Origin of the sequence: Ruegeria sp. TM1040, from assembly GCF_000014065.1 — a bacterium.
Taxonomy (GTDB): Bacteria; Pseudomonadota; Alphaproteobacteria; order Rhodobacterales; family Rhodobacteraceae; genus Epibacterium.
In genome coordinates this window covers 1,867,200-1,888,663 of record NC_008044.1, presented here as the reverse complement: position 1 = coordinate 1,888,663, position 21,464 = coordinate 1,867,200, and the positions used below count along the sequence as shown (strand labels likewise).

21 protein-coding genes are annotated in these 21,464 nt (G+C 62.1%); 1 reads left to right on the top strand and 20 read right to left on the bottom strand.

Translation table 11 applies throughout. The features are described from left to right. Positions 1-135: 135 nt before the first annotated feature. The gene (locus TM1040_RS13395; RefSeq protein WP_044026807.1) at positions 136-978 is read left to right on the top strand and encodes an ATP-binding protein; all 843 of its coding nucleotides are present in this window, start codon (positions 136-138) and stop codon (positions 976-978) included. Positions 979-1,116: 138 nt separating this feature from the next. Here TM1040_RS13395 and TM1040_RS13390 read toward each other — a convergent pair whose 3' ends face one another. The 20 genes from TM1040_RS13390 to TM1040_RS13295 all read right to left on the bottom strand — a co-directional run bounded on the left by TM1040_RS13390 (position 1,117) and on the right by TM1040_RS13295 (position 21,462). Then, the gene (locus TM1040_RS13390; protein WP_011539121.1) at positions 1,117-2,397 is read right to left on the bottom strand and encodes a M23 family metallopeptidase; all 1,281 of its coding nucleotides are present in this window, start codon (positions 2,395-2,397) and stop codon (positions 1,117-1,119) included. 128 nt (positions 2,398-2,525) lie between these two features. Beyond that, positions 2,526-3,173, bottom strand: a complete 648-nt coding sequence (locus tag TM1040_RS13385; RefSeq protein ID WP_011539120.1) for a protein-L-isoaspartate(D-aspartate) O-methyltransferase — start codon at positions 3,171-3,173, stop codon at positions 2,526-2,528. Further along, positions 3,170-3,952, bottom strand: coding sequence for a 5'/3'-nucleotidase SurE (gene surE / locus TM1040_RS13380; RefSeq protein WP_011539119.1), 783 nt, complete (start codon positions 3,950-3,952; stop codon positions 3,170-3,172). The genes TM1040_RS13385 and surE overlap by 4 nt, the downstream gene beginning before the upstream one ends. A 275-nt stretch (positions 3,953-4,227) precedes the next feature. Then, positions 4,228-4,875, bottom strand: coding sequence for an SDR family NAD(P)-dependent oxidoreductase (locus tag TM1040_RS13375; RefSeq protein ID WP_011539118.1), 648 nt, complete (start codon positions 4,873-4,875; stop codon positions 4,228-4,230). Positions 4,876-4,958: 83 nt separating this feature from the next. Continuing rightward, positions 4,959-5,213 (bottom strand): hypothetical protein, encoded by a 255-nt coding sequence (locus TM1040_RS13370; RefSeq protein WP_011539117.1) that lies wholly within the window; start codon positions 5,211-5,213, stop codon positions 4,959-4,961. Positions 5,214-5,467: 254 nt separating this feature from the next. Further along, on the bottom strand, positions 5,468-6,031 hold the full coding sequence (locus TM1040_RS13365) for a DUF2199 domain-containing protein (RefSeq protein WP_084789025.1): 564 nt from the start codon (positions 6,029-6,031) through the stop codon (positions 5,468-5,470). 175 nt (positions 6,032-6,206) lie between these two features. Further along, the gene (purF, locus tag TM1040_RS13360; RefSeq protein WP_011539115.1) at positions 6,207-7,727 is read right to left on the bottom strand and encodes an amidophosphoribosyltransferase; all 1,521 of its coding nucleotides are present in this window, start codon (positions 7,725-7,727) and stop codon (positions 6,207-6,209) included. A gap of 461 nt (positions 7,728-8,188) precedes the next feature. After that, the gene (locus tag TM1040_RS13355) at positions 8,189-8,899 is read right to left on the bottom strand and encodes a Hint domain-containing protein (RefSeq protein WP_011539114.1); all 711 of its coding nucleotides are present in this window, start codon (positions 8,897-8,899) and stop codon (positions 8,189-8,191) included. Between the two features lie 408 nt (positions 8,900-9,307). Then, the gene (locus tag TM1040_RS13350; RefSeq protein WP_044026806.1) at positions 9,308-9,862 is read right to left on the bottom strand and encodes a CvpA family protein; all 555 of its coding nucleotides are present in this window, start codon (positions 9,860-9,862) and stop codon (positions 9,308-9,310) included. 43 nt (positions 9,863-9,905) lie between these two features. Next, positions 9,906-11,270, bottom strand: a complete 1,365-nt coding sequence (radA, locus tag TM1040_RS13345) for a DNA repair protein RadA (RefSeq protein WP_011539112.1) — start codon at positions 11,268-11,270, stop codon at positions 9,906-9,908. A gap of 321 nt (positions 11,271-11,591) precedes the next feature. Then, positions 11,592-12,080 carry a paraquat-inducible protein A gene (locus tag TM1040_RS13340; protein ID WP_011539111.1) on the bottom strand — a complete coding sequence of 163 codons (489 nt, stop codon included), beginning with the start codon at positions 12,078-12,080 and terminating at the stop codon, positions 11,592-11,594. Next, positions 12,077-12,781: a hypothetical protein gene (locus TM1040_RS13335; protein ID WP_044026805.1), complete on the bottom strand. Its 705-nt coding sequence runs from the start codon at positions 12,779-12,781 to the stop codon at positions 12,077-12,079. The genes TM1040_RS13340 and TM1040_RS13335 overlap by 4 nt, the downstream gene beginning before the upstream one ends. Positions 12,782-12,817: 36 nt before the next feature. Beyond that, entirely contained in the window at positions 12,818-13,564 is a 747-nt protein-coding gene (locus tag TM1040_RS13330) for an ABC transporter ATP-binding protein (RefSeq protein WP_044026804.1), read from the bottom strand. An 8-nt stretch (positions 13,565-13,572) separates the two neighbouring features. Further along, positions 13,573-14,355: an MlaE family ABC transporter permease gene (locus TM1040_RS13325; protein WP_011539108.1), complete on the bottom strand. Its 783-nt coding sequence runs from the start codon at positions 14,353-14,355 to the stop codon at positions 13,573-13,575. Then, complete coding sequence (gene alr, locus TM1040_RS13320; protein ID WP_011539107.1) at positions 14,352-15,389, bottom strand: alanine racemase; 1,038 nt, start codon at positions 15,387-15,389, stop codon at positions 14,352-14,354. Before alr ends, TM1040_RS13325 begins: the two co-directional genes overlap by 4 nt. Before the next feature lie 184 nt (positions 15,390-15,573). After that, positions 15,574-17,091: a replicative DNA helicase gene (locus TM1040_RS13315; RefSeq protein WP_011539106.1), complete on the bottom strand. Its 1,518-nt coding sequence runs from the start codon at positions 17,089-17,091 to the stop codon at positions 15,574-15,576. Between the two features lie 252 nt (positions 17,092-17,343). Beyond that, the gene (locus tag TM1040_RS13310; protein WP_011539105.1) at positions 17,344-18,024 is read right to left on the bottom strand and encodes an orotate phosphoribosyltransferase; all 681 of its coding nucleotides are present in this window, start codon (positions 18,022-18,024) and stop codon (positions 17,344-17,346) included. A 76-nt stretch (positions 18,025-18,100) separates the two neighbouring features. Then, positions 18,101-19,141 (bottom strand): dihydroorotase, encoded by a 1,041-nt coding sequence (gene pyrC / locus TM1040_RS13305; RefSeq protein ID WP_011539104.1) that lies wholly within the window; start codon positions 19,139-19,141, stop codon positions 18,101-18,103. A 42-nt stretch (positions 19,142-19,183) separates the two neighbouring features. Further along, positions 19,184-20,179: a hypothetical protein gene (locus TM1040_RS13300; RefSeq protein WP_011539103.1), complete on the bottom strand. Its 996-nt coding sequence runs from the start codon at positions 20,177-20,179 to the stop codon at positions 19,184-19,186. Positions 20,180-20,328: 149 nt separating this feature from the next. After that, positions 20,329-21,462 carry a glycosyltransferase family 2 protein gene (locus tag TM1040_RS13295; RefSeq protein WP_011539102.1) on the bottom strand — a complete coding sequence of 378 codons (1,134 nt, stop codon included), beginning with the start codon at positions 21,460-21,462 and terminating at the stop codon, positions 20,329-20,331. Between the last annotated feature and the right edge of the window lie 2 nt (positions 21,463-21,464).

Below are 21,464 nucleotides of genomic sequence, written 5' to 3'. Positions count from 1 at the left end.
CTTTTTCTTTTGTTGTTTGGTGTTCACAGGGCGCATGGGGATTGGCGTCGCCGCACGAGCCCTCGACTGTGCAAGCTCTTGTCGCCATGAGGCAATCGTGCTTTGTCAGGGCAGCAAGACGACGTGGAGGACGGCATGGATCAAGACACACTCACCCGCATTGCAGAGGCGCTGGAGCGGATGGCACCCGTTCCCCAGTCGACGCCGGATTTTTCCGCAGCCTCGGGATTTGTGTGGCATGTTGAGCCGGACCGACTGGAGCCCGTGCCCGAGATCAATCGCGTAGAGCTTGATCTCCTCGTGGGGATTGACCGTTCGCGCGATACTTTGCTGGAAAACACCCGCCGTTTTGCCGCCGGGCACGCGGCCAACAATGCGCTCCTGTGGGGCGCGCGCGGGATGGGGAAGTCCTCGCTGGTGAAGGCCATTCATGGCGCTTTGGTGACGGATCATCCTGAGTTGAAGCTCGTCGAGCTGCAGCGTGAGGACCTGCCGTCGGTGGCGCGGCTTCTGAACCATCTGCGCGGGGCGCCGTGTCGGTTTATCCTCTTTTGTGACGATCTGTCGTTCAGCCACGACGATCAGCACTACAAAAGCCTGAAGGCGGTGCTGGATGGCGGCATCGAGGGGCGGCCCGAGAACGTGGTGTTCTATGCCACCTCCAACCGACGCCATCTGATGCCGCGCGATATGATCGAGAATGAGCGCTCCTCGGCCATCAACCCCTCCGAGGCCGTCGAAGAGAAAGTCTCGCTCTCGGATCGGTTTGGCTTGTGGCTGGGATTTCATCCCTGCAATCAGGATGCGTATCTCGCGATGATCGAGGGCTATTGCGCCGCCTATGGCGTGACAGTGGATCCTGAGCGGCTGCGTGCCGAAGCGATCGAATGGCAGGCCACGCGCGGCGCGCGCTCGGGCCGCGTGGCCTGGCAGTTCTTTACCGATCTTGCGGGGCGCGAAGGCGTCGCGCTGCGCTGAGGAGGGACCTCTCCCGCCTGTCGCCGGGGCGCAAAGCACCCCGCTCCCGTTGGGCCGGGCGCCGAACCTGGAGGTTCGGCGCGGGGGGTCTTAGGCGCCCGCATCCGCAAAGTAGCGGGGCGGGGTGATCGTGGCGGGTTATTGCAGATAGGGCAGAGGGTCGACGCTCTCAAAGCCGTCGCGCACTTCAAAGTGGACATAGGCCTCTTCGGCGCTGCCGCGCAGCTTGGCGATGTTCTGGCCGCGGTTGACCCGATCGCCCTTTTGAACCCGGATCCCATCGACATTGGCATAGACCGACAGAAGATTGCGGTCGTGACGGATCACGATGATCGGCACCTTGTTGGAGTCCGCGGTGATCGCGGCGACGGTGCCGGCCTCTGCGGCCTTCACGGGGCTGCCGGGGGCGGCGGCGATGTCGATGCCGTCGTTCTTGCCCTTGGAGTAGGCGCGAATGATCTTGCCGGTCACCGGATAGGCCATCGCGGCCTCTGATGCGCGGGTGGGCTCTTGGATTTTGACCGTGGGCGTGGGCTCTGTGCGGGCCTCTGCGGCGGGTTTGACATCCTCATCCGGCAAGGGCTGCGTGGCGCTGGGCGGGGTCGGGGTCGCACTGCCCTGACCTGGGGCGGTCACGGCCTCTTGCGTCTCTGCCTTTGGCGGCCGGGCATTGGGATCTTTGAGCGGGATCAGCAGGTACTGGCCTTCGCGGATCGCAAAATCGCTTCCAAGCCCGTTCCATTCCGCCAGTGCCTTGACCGGGATCTGGTAGAGCCGCGCGATCGTATAGGCGGTCTCGCCACGCGTCACCTTGTGGCGCACGGGTTCTGGGCCCGCCTGCACGCGCGTGGGTGCGGGTTTGCTGGGGGTGTTCTGCAGCGTGGTGGTGGTCACGGAGCCCGGATTGGGCGAGGTCGAGGGGGCGCTGTCAATGGCGCTGCCTGCAAGCGAGGCGATATCCACGCCGCCAGGCGTGGCGGTGCCACTGCGCGCAGAGGCCTCGGGCGCGCGGCGGGGCAGGACGAGCACCTCACCTTTGCGCAGGGGGTCGGTGGTCTCCACGCCGTTGAAACGCGCGACCTCGACCGCGGGCAGCCCGACGCGCCCGGCGAGATCCGCAACCGTGTCGCCATTGCGCGCGACTGCAACCTGATAGGACGGGTAGGTGATCAGCCCCCGGCTGTCGGGCGCTGGGCGGTTTTCGGTGGCGGTCTGCGCGGCCCTTGTGGTGTTGAAGGCGCCAAGCTGGCCCCGCAGATCATAATCGAGCGGCTCGGTACAGGCGGCTGCCAGCAGCACCAGCGGCAGTAGGGCAATCGAAGGTCGAAGGCGCGATGCGCCACTCGATGCGGACGAGGACCGGGGAAAAGGCAGCGGGATCGGGCGGATCGTGCGGAAGACCTTCGGCGTGCGGGTCATATCTCTTGCTCTCCTCAAATGGCGTCCCCGTTCTGGCGGAGACTTTGACGGCGGCGGCGTATCTGGCGGCCCGGGCCTGAACCGGGTCTCTGCGCCGCGCGACGGGGCTCTCTCCGAAATAAGGCAGCTCAGGTGTCTTTTCCAAGCCCTTCCAGCAGAGGAACAAAGCGCACGGGGCGCAATTCGTCATATTCCAGCCCATTTTCGGTCTTTCGGACGCGGATCAGGGTCTGGACCGCATCCGATTGGCCCACCGGGACCACCATGATGCCGCCGACCTTCAACTGCGCCAAGAGCGGGCCGGGGGGATCTTCGGCAGCGGCGGTGACGATGATTCGATCAAACGGCGCCTGATCCGGCATGCCATGGCTGCCATCGCCCACCAGGGATGTGATATTGGACAGGCTCATTTGCTGGAACACCTGCCGAGCCTCGCGCACAAGGCGTCCGTGGCGGTCGACAGTATAGACTCGGCGCGCCAGCTTGGCGAGGATCGCCGCCTGATAGCCCGAGCCGGTCCCCACCTCGAGCACGGTGTCGCGGGGATTGACCTGCAGCGCCTGAGTCATCAGGCCCACAACGGAGGGCTGCGAAATCGTCTGACCACAGGCAATCGGCAGCGGCACATCCTCATAGGCGCGTTCCGAAAAAATGCCGCGCAGGAACAGGCCGCGATCCACGGCCTCCATGGCTTCCAGAACGGCAGCTTCGGTGACCCCGCGCGAGCGCAGGGCAAAGAGAAACTGCATCTTGGTTTGCGCGTCAGGCCCGCTCATTCGATCGCCTTCAAGGCCTCCACAGCGTCATGCGCAGTGAGATCCGCGCGCATGGGAGTGACAGAGATGAACCCGTCGAGGTTTGCCGCCGCGTCCGTTTCCGGCGCGGTGGATACCTGCTGGTCGCCGCCCTTCACCCAGATGAAGCGCTTGCCGTTGGGGGAGAACTGCTCTTCTGCGGAGAAGCGCTTGCCACTGCGGCAGCCCTGGGTGGTGACTTTGATGCCCTTCACATCCCCGGCGGCCACGGGAGGGAAGTTGATGTTGTAAAAGAGCCGGTAGGGGCTGTCGTTCTGCGGCGTGGCGGACAGGAGTTTGCGCACCACCTCCGCGCCATGTGCACGCGCGGCCTCAAAGGGGTTCTCCAGGTCGCGATTGCCGCTGCCGTAATATTGCGAAAGCGCCATTGCGGGCACGCCCTGAAGGGCGCCCTCCATCGCGCCGCCAAGGGTGCCTGAATACAGGGCGTTTTCGGCAGAGTTGTTGCCCCGGTTTACCCCCGATAGGATCAGGTCCGGCGGGGTGTCCTTCATCACCACATGAAGGGCCGCGAGAACACAGTCGGCCGGCGAGCCCTCGGCGGCAAATCGGCGGGGTCCAAGCTCGGAGAGGATCGAGGGGTGGGTGTAGCTGATGCAATGGCCAACGCCGGATTGTTCGAAGGCGGGTGCGACGATCCAGACTTCGCCCTCGGGGCCGGCCAGCTCTGTTGCGATCTGTTCAAGGACCGCCAGCCCCGGCGCGCTGATGCCGTCGTCATTGGTGACCAGAATGCGCATTTTGACCCCTTGCATGTCTGCGAAATTTTCAGGTTTCGATGCCAGGGCGCCGGTCGAACGGGCCGTGGCAGTTGCGCCCTGAATAGGTGGCGGGGCGCTGCAGGGCAAGGTTTTTGCCTGCACCCCATATTGAGCGCGCCAACCGGTGTGACCAATTCACCCGAGGGAGCAAGGGCCCGAGTGCGGCCAGCGTGGAGGCAGGCGGGAACAGAGCCGGGGCGCTGCCCCGGACCCCGGGATATTTGGTGTTAGAAGAAAGAGCCGGTTGGCGCCCGTCAGGGGGCGAGGATGTCAGTCAGAAGCGCCTTTGCAGCCTCCGCCGGAGGCGTCAGAGGCGTGCGATCCTCGCCGGGGAAGAAGCGGGCGCGCAGGGCCGTCGGCATGGCCGGGGGTGTCAGCAGTTTGACATGCGGGCCGGTGCGGATGGTTTCCTGCTGCCAGCTGCGCACCAAGGCGATCTGGGCGGCTTTGGTGGCGCCATACGCGCCGAAGAACTTCTCGCCCGCGCGCGGGTCGTCGAAGAACACCGCCGTGCCGTCCTGTCCAAGAAGCGGCGCCACATAGGGTACCAGCACCGAAGGCGCGGTGGCGTTGACGCTGACGGATTTCTGCCAGTCCTTTGGCGCCACATGGTGAGCCGGGCTGAGGGGGGCGGCATGGATTGCGGTATGGAGCCACAGATCCAGCTTGCCCCAGCGGTCAAAGATGCCACGGCAGAGGGTGGCCATCGCCTCGGGGACCGTGATGTCCATGGGGGCCAGCGTCGCGGAACCGCCTGCGGCCTGGATGCGGTCGTCCAGCTCTTCGAGCGCGCCCGTGGTGCGGGCGACGGCGATGATGTGGTGGGTGGGCGCAAGCGCCTCTGCCAGGGCGGCACCGAGGCCGCGCGAGGCCCCGGTGATAAGGGCGATTTTATCGGTCATGGGCGCTTACATGCGGCGGCGCCGCGCCGGGGTCAAGCCCCATGATCGCAGCGGCGCAGCCGGGGCGCGCCGATGCGCCTGCGTTAATCCACGAGCATCGGCAGGCGACCGATCTCGCCGCGACGCTCGATCAGGAGGCCTGCGGCATCAATGGCCATGATCCGCCCAAGGCTGATGCGTTCCCCAGCCTGGACGGTCTGCACCCGTCCCGAGCCATGGCGCACAAGCGCCTGCATGTTGCCCTCGGAACCAAAGAGGCCAATGACGGAGAGATTGCGATCTGGCAGCGCGTCCTTCTGGGTTGCGAGCGCTGCGACGTTGGAGTCTGCGTTTGACATTGTGTGCCTGGTGGCGTGGCCGGGGGCGGAAATTGCGATCCCGGACACGCATGCTGTGAGGTGTGAGTGGTGGTCAAATACAACGGCCGCCAGCTAGCAGTCGTGCGCGGCGAGGAAAAGTGGGGATCGACGCAGTGAGCAAGCCTCAGCCGATGTCCGGGCGGCAATGCGCAAAAAGGAGCCGGATATTCACGGGGCAGGCTGCTGGGCGCTGTGTCCTGGTCTGTCGGTTGCGCCTGTGCGGGTGCGATGCATCAGGAATCGTAGACCAGCGAGGCGAGGTCGTGGCCGTAGGCGTGCAGAAAGGTCAGCAACTCTTCGAGGTTCAGGCCAAGCTCCTGCATCCGCGCGAGATCGTGATTGACCTCGGAGACCTGAAGCTCCGGGTATTGCCCATCGGGGCGCATGTGCAGCATGCAGGCCAGGGGGCCGTTGCTGTCTGGCGGGATCTGGTTGGACAGCCACGCCGGACGGCTGCCCATGCTCTCGGTTTCACGGAGTTCGAAGAGGTCGAGATATTCGTTGAAGACCTCTTCGCTCACCCCGGCCCAAGTGCCGAGAATGAACTCTTCACCGCGCGAATCCGCTAGCGGAATTGCCAACACTGCCCGCAGGAACCGCAGGGTGCCGAAACGGCAGAAATCCTCTGTCAGCACGTCGCCCTCGGTGACGAAAACGGCCGTGTTGTCCTGCAATTCGAGATCGCCCGGCACGATGTCCGGCCGGTCGCAGGAGAGGCTGAGAAGCTGGGCAAAGGTCGCGCCGCAGCAGCGGCACTGACGCGAAGAGCTCAGCATGCGGGCAAGATGCGCGTCCAAGAAGGCGCCCCTTTCGAAAGTCAAATAGACAATGGCGCCGACCTGTTGGGATCAGCGCCATCAAGATGTGTTGGCCCCCCTTACGCCCGTTGGCGCAGACTTGCAATCACTGCGCCCGCACAGGCGCGTGACGGCTGCGTGACGGGCGCAGATCCGCGCATGGGGGGCTCAGGGCTCAGGTGGCCAGCGTTGCGCCGTTCCAGGATGCGCCTGCATCAGGCATGTCCTTGATTTTCTTGGTCACGCGGGTGCTGGTTTCGAGCGTGTTGAGGTAGTCCTCGCTGACCGAGCCGGTGACATACTCGCCGTCAAAACACGAACAATCAAAGGCTTCGATGTCCGGGTTTCCACCTTTGGCGGCCCAGATCAGGTCCTCGAGGTTCTGGTAGAACAGCTCATCCGCCCCCAACTCCTCGCGAATCTCCTCGATCGAGCGCCCGTTGGCCACCAGTTCGTGTTTGGTGGGCATGTCGATGCCATAGACATTGGGGTATTTCACCGGCGGCGAAGCGGAGGCGATATAGACCTTCTTGGCACCGGCCTCGCGACACATCTGCACGATCTTCTTGATCGTATTGCCCCGCACGATGGAGTCATCAATGAGCAGGATGTTGCGGTCCTGCATCTCGCGCGGGATCGCGTTCAATTTGCGGCGCACGGATTTCTGGCGTTCTTCTTGCCCGGGCATGATGAATGTTCGGCCCACATAGCGGTTTTTCACCAGCGCCTCGCGGTAGCGAATGCCGGTGATGTTGGAAACCTCAAGTGCCACGGGGCGGGCGCTGTCTGGCACCGGGATGATGGCGTCGATGTCGAGGCCGGATGCCTCAATCTGCTTGGCGAGTGTCTGCCCCATGCGGATCTGGGTTTTATATACCGAGATCCCGTCCAAGAGGCTGTCGGGGCGGGCGAGGTAGACATATTCGAAGATACAAGGGGTGAGCTTGCCTTCGACCGCCTGGAACTCGTGCTTGTTGCCGTCAAGATCGACGAGGATGGCCTCGCCGGGTTTGAGGTCCCGCAGTTTTTCAAAGCCGTTGATGCCAAAAGCCACATCCTCGGAGGCAAAGGCATAATCATTGCCCTCACCCTCGGCTTCGCGTTGGGCCACGGAGAGCGGGCGGATGCCATGGGGGTCGCGGAAGGCCAGCATGCCGACGCCGGCGATGAGGCAGATCACGGAATAGGCGCCCTGGACGCGCTCCATGGTCATTTTCACACCGGCAAAGATGTTGCGGATCGGATCCGCGTTGCCATTGACCTTGATCGCGTCAGCCACCTTATCCGCCAGCACGTTGAGCAGGATCTCGGAATCCGAGGTGGTGCGCAGGTGGCGGCTGTATTTGCCGGTGACCTTTGCGCGCTGCTCTTCGGTGTTGGTGATATTGCCGTTGTGGACCAGGTAGATCCCATAGGGTGCGTTCACAAAAAACGGCTGCGCCTCGGCGGCCGAGAGCGAACCTGCGGTGGGGTAGCGCACATGGCCCATCCCGACACGGCCTTGCAGGGTCTCGGCGTCTTTGGCACCAAAGACGTCCTTCACCAGACCGTTGGCCTTGCGTTCGCGAAAGAACCCATCGCCGTAGGTGACGATGCCTGACGCATCCTGACCGCGATGCTGCAGCATCAGCAGCCCGTCATAGAGTTCCGCAAACACTTGTTCGTTTCTGCTTGCGATGCCCAAGATACCGCACATGGCGAGGCTCCAAATTAATCGTTCGAGTGGCTTACAGCCCGAAGGCCGCGGCGTGAGATGTCGGGGCGCAGAGGCCAACGACAATGGCCGCAACAGGGGATGCTGGGCCGTGATCTGGGGAAGTTCTCGTGAACGGGGCGACAGGATCAGAAGGGTGCAGCGCGGCGCGCAGGCGGGCTGCACTATGGCTGTGGGGGGCCAGAGGGGCAGAACCTGCCGCACACAACTGGCGGCACAGGTCGGCTGAGTACTGGGTCAACACAGGGGCTTTGGCTCCGAATCCTGTCGAACAGTGACGGCCCTCACATAGGCGGTCTGACAGGCGTTGTCATCAAAGGATCACAAGTTCGGGCTGGAACGGGGCAGGATTCCCCGGAAAAGACGCAGGAGGTGCCCATGGGATAGGCTGGACAGCGTGCGCTGTCAGGCAGGGCGCGTGACAGGATGCGCGCCGCTCGCGCTCAGGCGGCGTAGCGGCCAAAGAGCAGGTCGATGGGGTCAAAGGCCGGTGCCGGTGCCGCCTCAACGCCAAAGAAGTCTGCATCTTCTGCGTCTTCGTCGATCTCGAAGGTCTCGGTCGCCTCGATGCGGCCGGCTTCGACAATCTGGCGGGTCTCTGCCAGATCCAGGAGTTCATAGAAGCCTTCGGTCTCTGCTTCGGCTGCGTTCAGCACCATGCCGCCTTCACACCAAACCAGCTCTTCTTCGGCGCATTCGATGTGAATACGCGCCAGACGTTCGGGCAGGGCGGTGGTGATGCCGTTGTAGCCGATCAGGGCCACCAGCTTCGCGGTCACGACGGGCAGGTCAAAGAGATCGAGCGCAAGATCGCCCTCAATGGCAACGATGGCGTCAGAAGGCAGCTCGAGCGCGGCGTCATTGCCAAGCGCACCGGCAGGTACATGCACCATTGCCGTCAGACGCGGCACCGAGTGGCGCACATTCACAACTTCGCGTAGGCCGCCGTCAAAGGTCTGCACCATGTCGCCGGGGCGCAGGGCGCGGGCCTGTTTGAAACCGGAACCGGTCTCGATCAGCGTGCCGGGCAGCACTCCACCGTTCTGAGGGCGCAGGCGGGCGTTTGCCTGTGCCTCTGCGTCGCCTGAACGCAGGTCCAAAAGCAGGTCAACCGGCTGGTAATCCGTAAACGCGGTGGTGTGATCCAACAGCATGTCCCAATGTCCCTTCTGAGAGCGGCGAGGCTTTTTGCCTTCGTTGATCTCAATTGGCCCCCGAATTGGGACAAGAATGGGGCAGGCTTGGGACGGTTTCGGTACCAGATGCCTTTTGAGACCCGAAAATCGCAGCAAACCCCAAAGGTTAACGCGCGTTCTGGGGGTAATTAAGAAGTTATTAACAGTTTTTGCAGGATTCCGACCCCTGCGCCGAGATGTTTAGAATCGATTCTTCTTTATTAACGGAGTGTTAATCGCTTGCGCACTTGCGTTAACACTTACGCTGGTCTGAGGATAACTCTGTGAACAGATTGAACGGTCCCCTGAAAGGGCAGCATGCACTTTCGCGAATATGAAAAGGGCGCCCGAATTGGACGCCCTCTCAATCTCGGTAGATGATGTCTCTCAGATACCGCAGGAGGCGATCAACTCTTCATACTTCTGCGTTACCCAGCCCAGCGCTTGCTCGGGGTTTTGCTCTTCGACCTTGCCGATGACCTGGTTGAAGACCGCAGCCGAGCGGCTCTCATCCACGATGGTAAAGCTCTGCCCGGTCATGATGACGTTGTAGACAAAGAAGCCAATCACTACGAGCAGGATGCCGCGCAGGACGCCAAAGAAGAACCCAGCGCCATTGTCGAGACCACCCAGTGCAGAACGCTGCACCAGCCCCGCCAGCAGCGGCGTGAAGAACGACACGACGATCAGGGCGATGGCAAAGACGGCAAAGAATGCCGCGATCATCGACAGCTCACAGCTGTCCGCGATGAAATCCCCCACCACAGGGATCTCAGCCATCAGAGGCTCTGCTTGTGGTGCGAACATATAGGCGAGAACACCAGCGGCGACCCAGCCGATGATGGCCATGACCTCGCGGACAAAGCCGCGTGCATAGGCAAGAAGCGCCGATACAACGATAACCAGCGCCACTGCGCCGTCGATAATGGTGAAACCTTCCATGTCCCTCGCCTGTTTGCCCGCGAAATATAACTTGAGTGGCCTTTTAGCCTGCTCCGAAATATTCGCCAACAAATCCTGTGAGGTCGGCGGCCGGGCGCAGGGTCAGGCCGGGGACAGAAACAGTTTTGCCACCGCTCGGAGCGATCGCTGCCGTGAAACCAAGTTTTTGCGCCTCTTTCAACCGGTTTTCGGTCTGAGGGGCCGGTCTGAGCGCGCCAGATAGGGATATTTCGCCAAATATTGCCGTATCGGCGGGCAGGGCGGTGTCCTCGCGTGCACTAAGGAGGGCGGCCGCCACCGCCAGGTCGGCCGCGGGTTCAGAGATTTTCATGCCGCCCGCAACATTGAGATAGACATCAAGCCCGGCAAAAGGAATGCCACAGCGCGCCTCCAGAACGGCGAGGATCATCGCAAGGCGCGAGCTGTCCCAGCCCACCACAGCGCGGCGGGGCTGCGAATGGGGCGAAGGCGCCACCAGCGCCTGCATTTCCACGAGGACCGGACGGGTGCCTTCGATACCGGCAAAGACCACCGATCCGGGCGAGGGCTGGCCGCGTTCGGACAGAAACAGGGCCGAAGGGTTCACCACTTGCGCCAGCCCGCCGCCGGTCATCTCAAAGACGCCAATCTCGTCGGCAGGGCCAAAGCGGTTCTTCACGGCACGCAGGATGCGGAACTGGTGGCCGCGCTCGCCCTCGAAATACAAGACCGTGTCGACCATATGTTCGACCACGCGAGGCCCGGCGATCTGGCCTTCCTTGGTGACATGGCCCACCATGATGATGCTGACACCATTGGTCTTGGCAAAAGTGGTCAGCTCATGGGCCGCCGCGCGCACCTGACTGACGGATCCCGGCGCACTGTCCACATTGTCGGCCCACATGGTCTGGATCGAATCGATAATGGCCAGCTGGGGTTTTTCCGCCTCAAGCGTGGTGAGAATATCGCGCAGGTTGGTTTCCGCCGCGAGCTTGACAGGGGCTTGTGCCAGTCCCAGACGCTGGGCGCGCATCCGTACCTGCGCCGAGGCTTCCTCTCCCGAAACATAGACCGTCTTCAGGCCTGCGTGTGCAAATTGCGCCGCAGCTTGCAACAGCAGCGTGGATTTACCGATCCCGGGATCGCCCCCCACGAGGATGGCCGACGCATCGACCAGGCCGCCTCCAAGGACGCGATCAAGCTCTGCCACACCACAAAGGGTGCGCGGAGGAGGCGTCTCTTGCGTGGCCAGATCGCTCAGCGCCAGTCGTTTGCCGCGCATTGCGCCAAGGGACTTCTTGGCCGGTCCTCCAGAGCTCAGCCCCTTGTCTTCGGAAATCGTATTCCACTCACCGCAGCCCTCGCAGCGACCGGACCATTTGGAATAGGAGGCCCCGCAGGCGGAGCAGGAGAATGTTGTCTTTGCCATGGGGGATCAGTGGCAGATGTTTCTGGTTTGTTCAAGTCTGGCCAATCTTCTTCTAACACAAAATATGCCGGGGGAGGCCCAGAGGGCCGGGGGCAGCGCCCCTTTTTCCCCGCATATGGGTGGGGCTCCCGCCCGTCGTACGATCATCAAAAGATGATCGTCTCCCGTTGGGCCGCGCGCCGCTGCGCGGCGCAAAAAGTGATCTGCTGAGAAGCGGTTCAGGGGCAGGTCTGCCCTGAACGCGCCTTGTCCAGCCTGAATGCGAGTCGCCTGCGCCTCAATGATCTGCGACCGCGCGGGGCGCGGCGGCCCGATGGGCCGTCATTGACCCGCCCCCGACTCGCGTCTGATATGGCGGTCCGTCGCAATTGAAAGAATGATGGAGGCGAGGATGCAGGCGGTGAAGAGATACATGCCCCATGCGACCTCGATGGTGGCGTAGCTGATGCCTTTTGCAAGCGTGATATAAAGCGCAATCAAGAAGACATCGGCCATCGCAAGCTTGCCGAGGATATTCAGCACAGGAAGGCTGCGCGCATCCAATAAGCGGAACTGCACCAAGGCAAGGCCGATGGTTTTGAGGTAGGGCGCAAAGAGCGCAAAGACCGTGACCACCAGCGCCAGCACGATGTCACTGTTCCAGAGGCTCTGAAGGCCGGTGAGCACGGAGATTTCCGACAGGCCGAAGATCGGCAGAAGACCGGCCCGCAACAGAGGTGCAAACCACGCGATGGGATAGAGGATCAGCAGGGCGAGATTGGCGAGGCGGAGGAAAAGAAGCGTTTTGCCCCGCGCGCTGGCTGCAGTCATGGAAGCCGACACTTCAGGTCCTCCGTATCAAAGCTGTTTTGCGCGCCAGATTTTGAGGCGACAACCCGTTCGGCCACGATGATCGCGGTTTCGGTCTTTGTGCAAGGGCGTTTCTCTTTCGCTGCCAGCACAGTGTTGTAGATCCACAGGCCCAGAAGCCCGCAGCCCACAGCCAGAACAGCGCCCGTGACGTAGGCGCGGCGGCGACTGCTGACATGTGATGGGGCCACTGACGGCGCGTCGGAGGTTTGGGCAATCGCCTCATTTGGTTCGGTGGCCGATGGATCGTTGCGCAAACATGAACCGATTGCGGCTGCGACGAGCATGCCCACAAAAGCAACCAATACGGAATGGGTGCTGTAGCCAGACCTCAGGACGTTCTGAGTGTCGCCCTCAAAGAAAAGCGCCATACCTGCCAGAAGATAAAGCGTTGCCGCAATCGCAAGGGCGAAAAACGCAAACGATATGCCGCGCGCATGGCTCGCAAGTCCCAAGAGCCGCACAAGACCCCATATCAAGTGGCTGAACGCTGCAATGAGGGCGACGTAAACCCAGAGGATAGCTTCGACAATTGGGGCAAGTACAGGTGGTAGCAATTCTGCCATCAGGCTGACTAGGGCTGCAAACAAGCCGAGTATGCCGTTGATGATTGGTGCAAGTATCGCGGCGAGCATATCGCCAAGCAATACGTTCAAATTCACAAATAAAACTCTTTGTAGAATGGGACAAACGCTGTTCTACCGCACCGCCTCGATCGGGCCCTCCGCGCTGCCGGAGATGAATTGCTCCACGTAGGGGTCGCCCGAATTGTCCATCTCCGCCACCGGACCCGTCCAGCGGATCTTGCCGCCGTGCAGCATGGCGACATTGTCGGCAATCGCCCGCACCGAGGTCATGTCGTGGGTGATCGTCATGGCGGTGGCGCCCATCTCCACCACGATTTCGCGGATAAGGTCATTGATGACGCCGGACATGATCGGGTCAAGCCCGGTGGTGGGCTCGTCAAAAAAGATGATCTCTGGCTCCGCGGCAATGGCACGGGCAAGACCGACGCGCTTTTGCATGCCGCCCGACAGCTCGGCGGGCAGGCGGTCGGCCACATCGGGCTTCAGGCCCACGCGGCGAAGTTTCTCGATCGCGATCTCGCGCGCCTCGTCGCGGGGCCGGGCGAGGCTGCCACGCAACAGGCGAAAGGCGACGTTTTGCCAGACCGGCAGCGAGTCAAACAGCGCGCCGCCCTGAAACAACATACCGAAGCGCGACAGGAACGCATCGCGGTCGCCTTGGCCGACGGGCTTTCCATCCACACGGATCTCGCCTGAGTCTGGCTCAATGAGGCCGAGCACACATTTCAGCGCCACGGATTTCCCGGTGCCGGAGCCGCCGATGATGACCAGCGAGGAGCCCTTGGCGACCTCCAGATCCACACCGCGCAAAACAGCGTTTGAGCCAAAGGCCTTGGCGACCTCGCGCATTTCGATCATCGGATGGGTCATAGCGAGAAAAACACCCCCGTGAGCACGAAGTTGGCTGCAAGGATCAGCACGGCGGCGGCCTCGACCGATCCCTTGGTCGCACGCCCGACACCTTGGGCGCCGCGGCCCGATTGCATGCCGTAGTAGCATCCCATGAGGGCGGCGATAGTGCCGAAGGCTGCGCCCTTCACGAGGGAGGAGACGATGTCGCGCAGCTCAAGAAAGTCGACTGTGTTCTTGAGGTAGGCGGCGGCGTTGAAATCCAGGGTTTCGGTGGCCACCACATAGCCGCCCATGATGCCGATGATGTCTCCGACGCCGACCAGAACCGGCACCGTGAGGAGGGCGGCAAGCACGCGCGGGGCGACAAGGTATTTCATCGGATTGGTCGAGAGCGTCACCAGCGCGTCGATCTGCTCGGTCACGCGCATCGTGGCGATTTCGGCGGCAATGGACGAGGTCACGCGCGCCGCAATCATCAGGCCTACAAGGACCGGGCCAAGCTCGCGTACCATGCCGATGGCAACAATCTGCGGCACCACGGCCTCGGCGTTGAAACGCGCACCGCCCGCATAGATCTGGAGCGCCAGCGCGCCGCCGGTAAAGATCGCGGTTAGCGCCACCACCGGCAGGCTGAGCCAGCCCACCTGCAACAGCGCATTTGCCAATTCGCGCGGGTAAAAGGGCGGACGCAGCATGTGGCTGAAGGTTGAGGCGGCAAAGCGCGTGATCCGCCCGAGGGCGGCGAGGCGGCCCAGCGATGCGCGGCCGATCATCCCAAGGGCGGAGGTGGGGGTCATGCGCTGTAGGTCCTCGCATAGCGGTTGCCGAGCGAGGTCAGGACCTCATAGCCGATGGTATCAGCGGCGTTTGCCAGCACATCCACGGTCTGCGTCTCATTCATGAGGCTCAGGTAGGGCGGCACTTCGGCCAGGTCGGTGACATCGACGGTGATGAGATCCATCGAGATCCGACCCACCACGGGGCAGGGGGTGCCGCCCGCATAAGCCATGATCCCCTGTCGCTGGAACGCCCGGTGCAGCCCGTCGGCATAGCCGCCGGCAATGGTGGCGATCTTGCTGTCGCGCTGCGCAATCCAGGTGTTGCCGTAGCCGACGCTCTCGCCCGGGGCGAGGTCGCGCACCTGAATCACCGGCACCTCAAGCTCGACCACGGGCAGCGCATCGGCGTAGGGTGCGCCCCCATAAAGCCCGATGCCGGGACGGCAGAGATCAAAGTGGTAGTCGCGCCCCAGCAGAAGGCCGCCAGTGGCCGCGAGCGAGCGGGGGATATTGAGCCCCTCGGTCATCTCGATGAAATTCTTGAGCTGATATGCGTTCATGCCGTGGCCCGGCTCGTCCGAGCAGGCCAGATGCGACATCAAGAGGACGGGGTTTTGATCGAGGGCGATGTCGCGCACGGCCATCCATTCGGCGGCCTCCATGCCAAGCCGGTTCATGCCGCTGTCGAGCTGGACGCCAAAGGGGTGGCCCGGCAGGCTCTCGAAATGGCGCAGCATCTGATCCAGCGAGTTGAGCATCGGCGTCAGCTGGAAGTCACGCAGGAGTTTTGCGTCGCCCTCCATATGACCTGCAAAGACCGAAATACCCGGGCCGGGTCCAAGCGCGCGCCTGAGCGCAATGCCTTCTTCGGCGATGGCGACAAAGAAATTGCGCGCGCCTGCCTGTGCCAGCGCCTTGCCGACGCGGCCGGATTCCAGACCATAGCCATTGGCCTTGACCACCGCTGCGGTCTCGCAGTTGGTCTTGGCATCCAGATTGCGCCAGTTGATCGCCAGCGCATCCAGATTGATTTTTAAACGTGCCGTACTCATGGCTTGTTCATGACACGGAGGGCCGGAGGGTCAAGGGGGAAACCGCATCCTGCTCTGCATTGAGCAGCGGATCGCGCGTGTCATGCACCCACAGGTGGGGACGCTGCCCCGGCCTGATGGGCCTCCCCCGAGGTATTGAGGAAAAGATGAAGGGGACCGGTGGCCCGGCGCCCCTTTTGTGACCTTAATAGCCGTCGGGTTGCTGCTGCCAGGCTTTGGCGAGGTTGCCAAAGCGCGTGAACTGCGCCTCGAACGAAAGTTCGACCGTGCCAATGGGGCCGTGACGCTGTTTGCCGACGATGACTTCGGCCTTCGCGTGCAAGCGTTCCATCGCCTGTTTCCACTCTTCCATCTTGTCGAGCTCGTGGTCGCCCGGTTTTTCGCGTTCTTTGTAGTATTCTTCGCGGAACACGAACATGACCACGTCGGCGTCCTGTTCGATCGAGCCCGATTCCCGCAGGTCGGAGAGCTGCGGGCGTTTGTCCTCGCGGCTTTCGACCTGACGGGAGAGCTGCGACAGGGCGATGACGGGGATGTTGAGTTCCTTGGCGATGGCTTTCATGCCCATCGAGATCTCGGCAATCTCGTTCACGCGGTTGTCGGACATGCCGCGGCAGAGCTGCAGGTAGTCGATCACCAGAAGGTCGAGCCCATGGGTCCGTTTCAGGCGGCGGGCGCGGGCGGCCAGCTGTGAGATCGGGATCGCGGGCGTATCGTCGATAAAGAGCGGGCAGCTTTCCAGATCCTTGGCGGCTTGGACGAACCGGCGGAACTCTTCTTCGGTCATGTCACCCTGGCGGATCTTGTGCGAGGAGATCTCTGACGCTTCGGCCAGGATCCGGCCTGCCAGCTGTTCGGCGGACATCTCGAGCGAGAAGAAGCCCACAACGCCGCCGTCAATGGCCCCTTCGCTGCCGTCCTGTTTCAGACCGCGCCGATAGGCTTTGGCGACGTTGAAGGCGATGTTGGTGGCAAGCGAGGTTTTCCCCATCGAGGGGCGTCCGGCGAGGATCAGCAGGTCCGAAGGGTGCAAGCCCCCCAGCTGTTTGTCGAGATCATCCAGCCCGGTAGAGATCCCGGCCATGCCGCCGCCGCGCTGGTAGGCCTCATTGGTGACATTCACGGCCTCGGTGACAGCGCGCAGGAAGGATTTGAACCCCTGTTCGGTCTGGCCCTGTTCGGCCAGCTGGTAGAGCGACTGTTCGGCCTCGACGATCTGTTCCTTGGGTTCGGAGGCGACATCGACGCGGCGGGCTTTTTCCGCGATGGTCTGGCCAAGCGCGATGAGTTCGCGCCGGATCGCCAGATCATAAATCATCTGTGCATAGTCGCGCACCGCAAAGGCGGAGATCGACGCCGAGGCCAGCTTGGCGAGATAGGCGGGGCCGCCCAATTCTTTGAGGCCCTGATCATCCTCCATGAAGGCCTTGAGCGTCACTGGCGAAGCCAGCGCGTTCTTGGAGATCCGGGCCGCGGCCACCTCGTAGATCCGGGCGTGGACCGGGTCGTAGAAATGCGAGGAATTTATGATCGAGGCGACTTTGTCATAGACGTCATTGTTGGTGAGAATTGCCCCCAGCAGTTGCTGTTCCGCCTCGACGGAATGGGGCAATTCTGTTGCCTGCGCTTCATCTGCCGCACCGCGCGCGTCCGGTGACGCTGGCGGCTGTGGATCGCCGTTGAAAGAGGTGATCTCGTTCATGATTGCTCTCTTTTGATAGGCTCGTGTTTTACGCTGGAAACTGCCCCGAATACCATCTGGAAATCCCTGTGGATCGTTTGAGGATAACCGCAGAGGTCGATGTGGGCAATTTTTGATAAAATCGCCTGAAGGGGACATTTTCTCCGCATATTGTGTGTCAAACGCGCGTCAGCCGCGAGATATGGGAAAGGCCGCTCCGATTCGGCGCGGCCTTATCCACAGATGACAGATGCCCTGAAGGACAGGTTTTCCTCAGGTCTTCTTGTTGGCCTCTTGCCAGGCGCGCGGATCACGCAGGAATTTCTCTACCTCGTCAAGGGTTTCGGTGCTGAAGGCAGCCTGCGCGCGCGCCTCGGCCAGCACATCCCACCAGGTGCAGAGATAATGCAGCTGTACGCCGTGATCGCCGAGCGTTTTTGTGGTCTCGGGGAAGATGTCGTAATAGAAGATCACCGCCGTGTGCCCGCAGGTGGCACCGGTTTCGCGGATCGCGTCCACGAAAGAAAGCTTGGAACCGCCATCGGTTGTCAGATCTTCGACCAGCAGGACGCGCTCGCCTTCGGACATGGCGCCCTCAATACGGGCATTGCGGCCATAGCCTTTGGGTTTTTTACGCACATAAGTCATTGGCAGGGCGAGGCGTTCGGCCACCAGCGCGGCAAAGGGGATGCCTGCGGTTTCGCCGCCCGCGATATTGTCGAAGGCCTCAAAGCCTGCGTTGCGCATCACCGTGACAGCCATGAAATCCATCAGGGTGGAGCGGATGCGCGGGAAGGAAATCAGCTTGCGGCAGTCGATGTAGCTCGGCGACGGCAGGCCCGAAGCCAGCGTGTAGGGTTCATCGGTGTTGAAGTTCACCGCGCCGATTTCCAAGAGCATGCGGGCAGAGAGGCGGGCAATTTCTTCGGCGGAGGGGTAGGAGGAGGGGATCATGGCGTATCCTTCGAGAGCAGAGTGCCAGAGGCGCGGGCGGGAGCCTCCGGCGGGGATATTTATCGAGAAGATGAAGTCAGGTGACGGTCCAATGCACCGCAAAGCTTGGATCAAAGACGGTCACGGGGCCGTCCGGCGTGTCGATCTGTTCCGGGAAAGCGACGGGCGCGTCCTGTTTCACCAGTGTGATCTGACCATCGTTTTCGGGTAAGCGATAAAAGGCGGGGCCGTTCTTGGAGGCAAACCCTTCGAGCTTGTCGAGCGCGCCTTCTTCCTCAAATACATGGGCCAGCAGAGCCATGGTGTTGGTCGCCGTGAAACAACCCGCGCAGCCACAGGTCTGGAGCTTGTTGGCATCGGTGTGGGGCGCTGAGTCGGTACCAAGGAAGAACCGCGCATCACCGGAGGTCGCAGCTTGGCGCAGGGCGAGGCGGTGCTCTTCGCGCTTGGCGACAGGCAGGCAGTAATAGTGTGGCTTGATCCCGCCCACGAGGATGTGGTTGCGATTGATGATCAGGTGGTGCGTGGTGATTGTCGCGCCAAGATCCTTGTCCTGCGATCGCACATAATCCGCCGCGTCCTTGGTGGTGATATGCTCCATCACCACACGCAGGCCCGGTGTGGATTGGCGGATCGGGTCCAGCACGCGATCGATAAAGACGGCCTCGCGGTCAAAGATGTCGATGTCGTGGTCGGTGACCTCGCCATGGGTGCAGAGCGGCAGGCCGATTTCGGCCATTTTCTCAAGCACGGGGCGGACCTTGTCGAAATCGCGCACACCGGACGAGGAGTTGGTGGTGGCGCCAGCGGGGTAGAGCTTGACGGCTTTGACCAGACCCGAGGCATGGGCGGCTGCGACATCTGCAGGGTCCGTGTCCTCGGTGAGATAGAGCGTCATCAGGGGCTCGAACGTCATGCCCTCAGGGAGTGCGGCAAGAATGCGGTCGCGATAGGCGCTGGCCTCGGCGCCGGTGACAACCGGGGGCACGAGATTGGGCATGATGATGGCGCGGCCAAAATGGCGGGCTGTTTCCGGCAGCACCGCGCGCAGCATGTCGCCGTCGCGCAGATGCAGATGCCAGTCGTCGGGGCGGGTGATCGTCAGGCTCTGGGTCATGGCGCAGGCGTTAGCACAGCCCCATGAACTTGGGAAGGCAGCTTAGAGGCCGTCGTCGCCGTGTTGCGGATCAGGGGGCAGAGCGGGACCCGGCGGCATGCGGAACTCTCCCTCGGCAGCGCGGCGCTCCAGATCCCGTAGGCGGCGTCGGAAACGCGGCATGCGACGCCGGTCGTTCACATTGCGACACAGAAGGATGTTGAGATAGGGCCGCTCGAGATAGTCGAGCCGGTTCAACACGTTGCGGAGGTAAACGTTATTGTCGCGCCGCGCCCGGGCAAGCCTGTAGAAGGCCTCTGCGGTGAGACGACCGCTGCCCGCGAGCGACATGATCCGATAGAGGATGTCCATCTCGATGAGGCGGGTCTGAATGGCTTCGCCCATACACGGCAGACGCAAGCGGGTCACATTGGGGCGCGCAAAGAGCGCGGCATGCATGGCGTCCAGCGATTGATAGGGATCATAGAGCACAAAGCCCCGTTCGGCCGCATCCAGCATATCCGGCGCGTAGCCGTAGCGATCCGTAAAAGAGGTGCGGCGCATCTCGACGAAGCGGTCATCCCATTCGGTCATCCGTGGGTCAAGCGTCGCCTGCGGCTGGATGGCCACCACGGTGGCGCCGGGGGCTGCCACCGAATAGGCCGCTGCCGCATAGCCACAGGGGCCTGCGCCATAAAAGACCACGTTGTCAAATTCTTCAAAGAACCCGTCGTCGATCAACTGGTCAAAGAACCCGTAGATCCGAGGCTCTCGAAACCAGGTATCGCCGTCCGAGATCAGGCACAGATGCGACCAGCCGAGGTTCTTGACCAGATCAAACCCAAGCGGCTGCGCGGTTTCGGAAAAGCTCTCGATCCCCTGGCGGCTCTCGAACGTGACGAGAAGCGTGTTGCCCTGATCGATGAAGGTCGCAAAATGACGCTCTCCAAGCGGCTGGTACATGCCGTTTTCTTCGGCCATCTCTGCCAGCCGAGCCTGCCATTCCGCAGGTTTGAGGCCTGAGAGATCCTGCTCGAGAATATCCGTGTCGTCTTGCATGCGCGCCACCTGCCACACCTTTTTCGGTCTTGCTCGGGGTCACATCTAGGCTGAGATTGAGGCTAAATTTAGAAAAACCTTGGCCCAATTGTCGGCCATTGTTGCTCAGTTGGCGATAATCCCACCGAGAGCAGGGCGAGATCAGCGGGCTAGTCCTTGTCGGGCAGCGGGCTTGTGTTCGGGCTGTCACCACTTGGTGTTTCACCCGGTACGGTGTCCTTCTTGACGCGGATCCTGCGCTGGTTTTGGTGTCCAAGGGTGGCAAATCCGGCCAGGGTACGGCCCGTGACCTGGCTGATCGGGCGCGAGGGAGGCGTCATCATGAGTCGGCCAAAGAGTGCGCGGTAAGGTTCTTCGCGCATCAGTTCCATGAAGCGGTCCTTGCGCCATTGCACGGCACGCTCGTGGAGTTTGCGCAGAGCCTCGTCAGCCAAGAACAGGTCGAGGATCGCATCGCGCGCCGCCCGGTAGCGCCTGATCGAGGTGTCCTCGTCCGTGTTGAAGTTGCGCTCCACCCAGTAGTCGACATCCAGAAGATCCTCTGAGTGCACCGCGCGTCCCCGGTTGGCCTTGAGAATATAGCTCTCCATTGCGCCGAGCGGATAATGATTGAGTTGCGCCAGCTGGTAGTTGTCCTGACCGTAGTTTGAGAACACGCGCTTGGTTTTGAAATCGCCCATCAATTCGCGTCCGACGCAGTCGAACCAGCGGTATTGGTCGCGGGCGGCTTCATCCTTCACGTTGCGGGGGCGGTGGATGCCGATTTTGCGATACACGCCTGAATTGCGATAGAGCGTTTTGAACATCGACGCGCGCCAAGGCCAATGCATGACTGCGGGCGCGGCGCGCGTGAAGCGATCGGTGACACGCTCGCCTTCGTAGCGGACCTGATCCGCGTTGCCAAAGAGCCGCCATGTCAGCGTGATGGCATCCGCCTCTGGCAGTGCTTCGAGCAGGTCCGAGATCTGTCCGCGCCCGGTGTGGATGTTCACGAACTCATCCACATCCAGCGCCATGATCCAGTCGGCGCGTTTGGCGAGGCGATGCTTGTCTGCGCGTTTCATGGCGGTGAACTGGATGCCGCCCTTGTCGAAGGGGCCGGTATTTTCCACATGCGCCAGATGGCCCATCTCATCGAGACGGGTCAGGATCTCGGCGGTGGGGTCGTCGCAGTTGTTTGAAAAGACGAGAAAATCCGTAAATCCTACTGCCTTGTGGTGCGCCAGCCATTCGAGCAGAAAGGCCCCCTCATTGCGAACTGTCAATACGGCCAGCGTGCGCATGG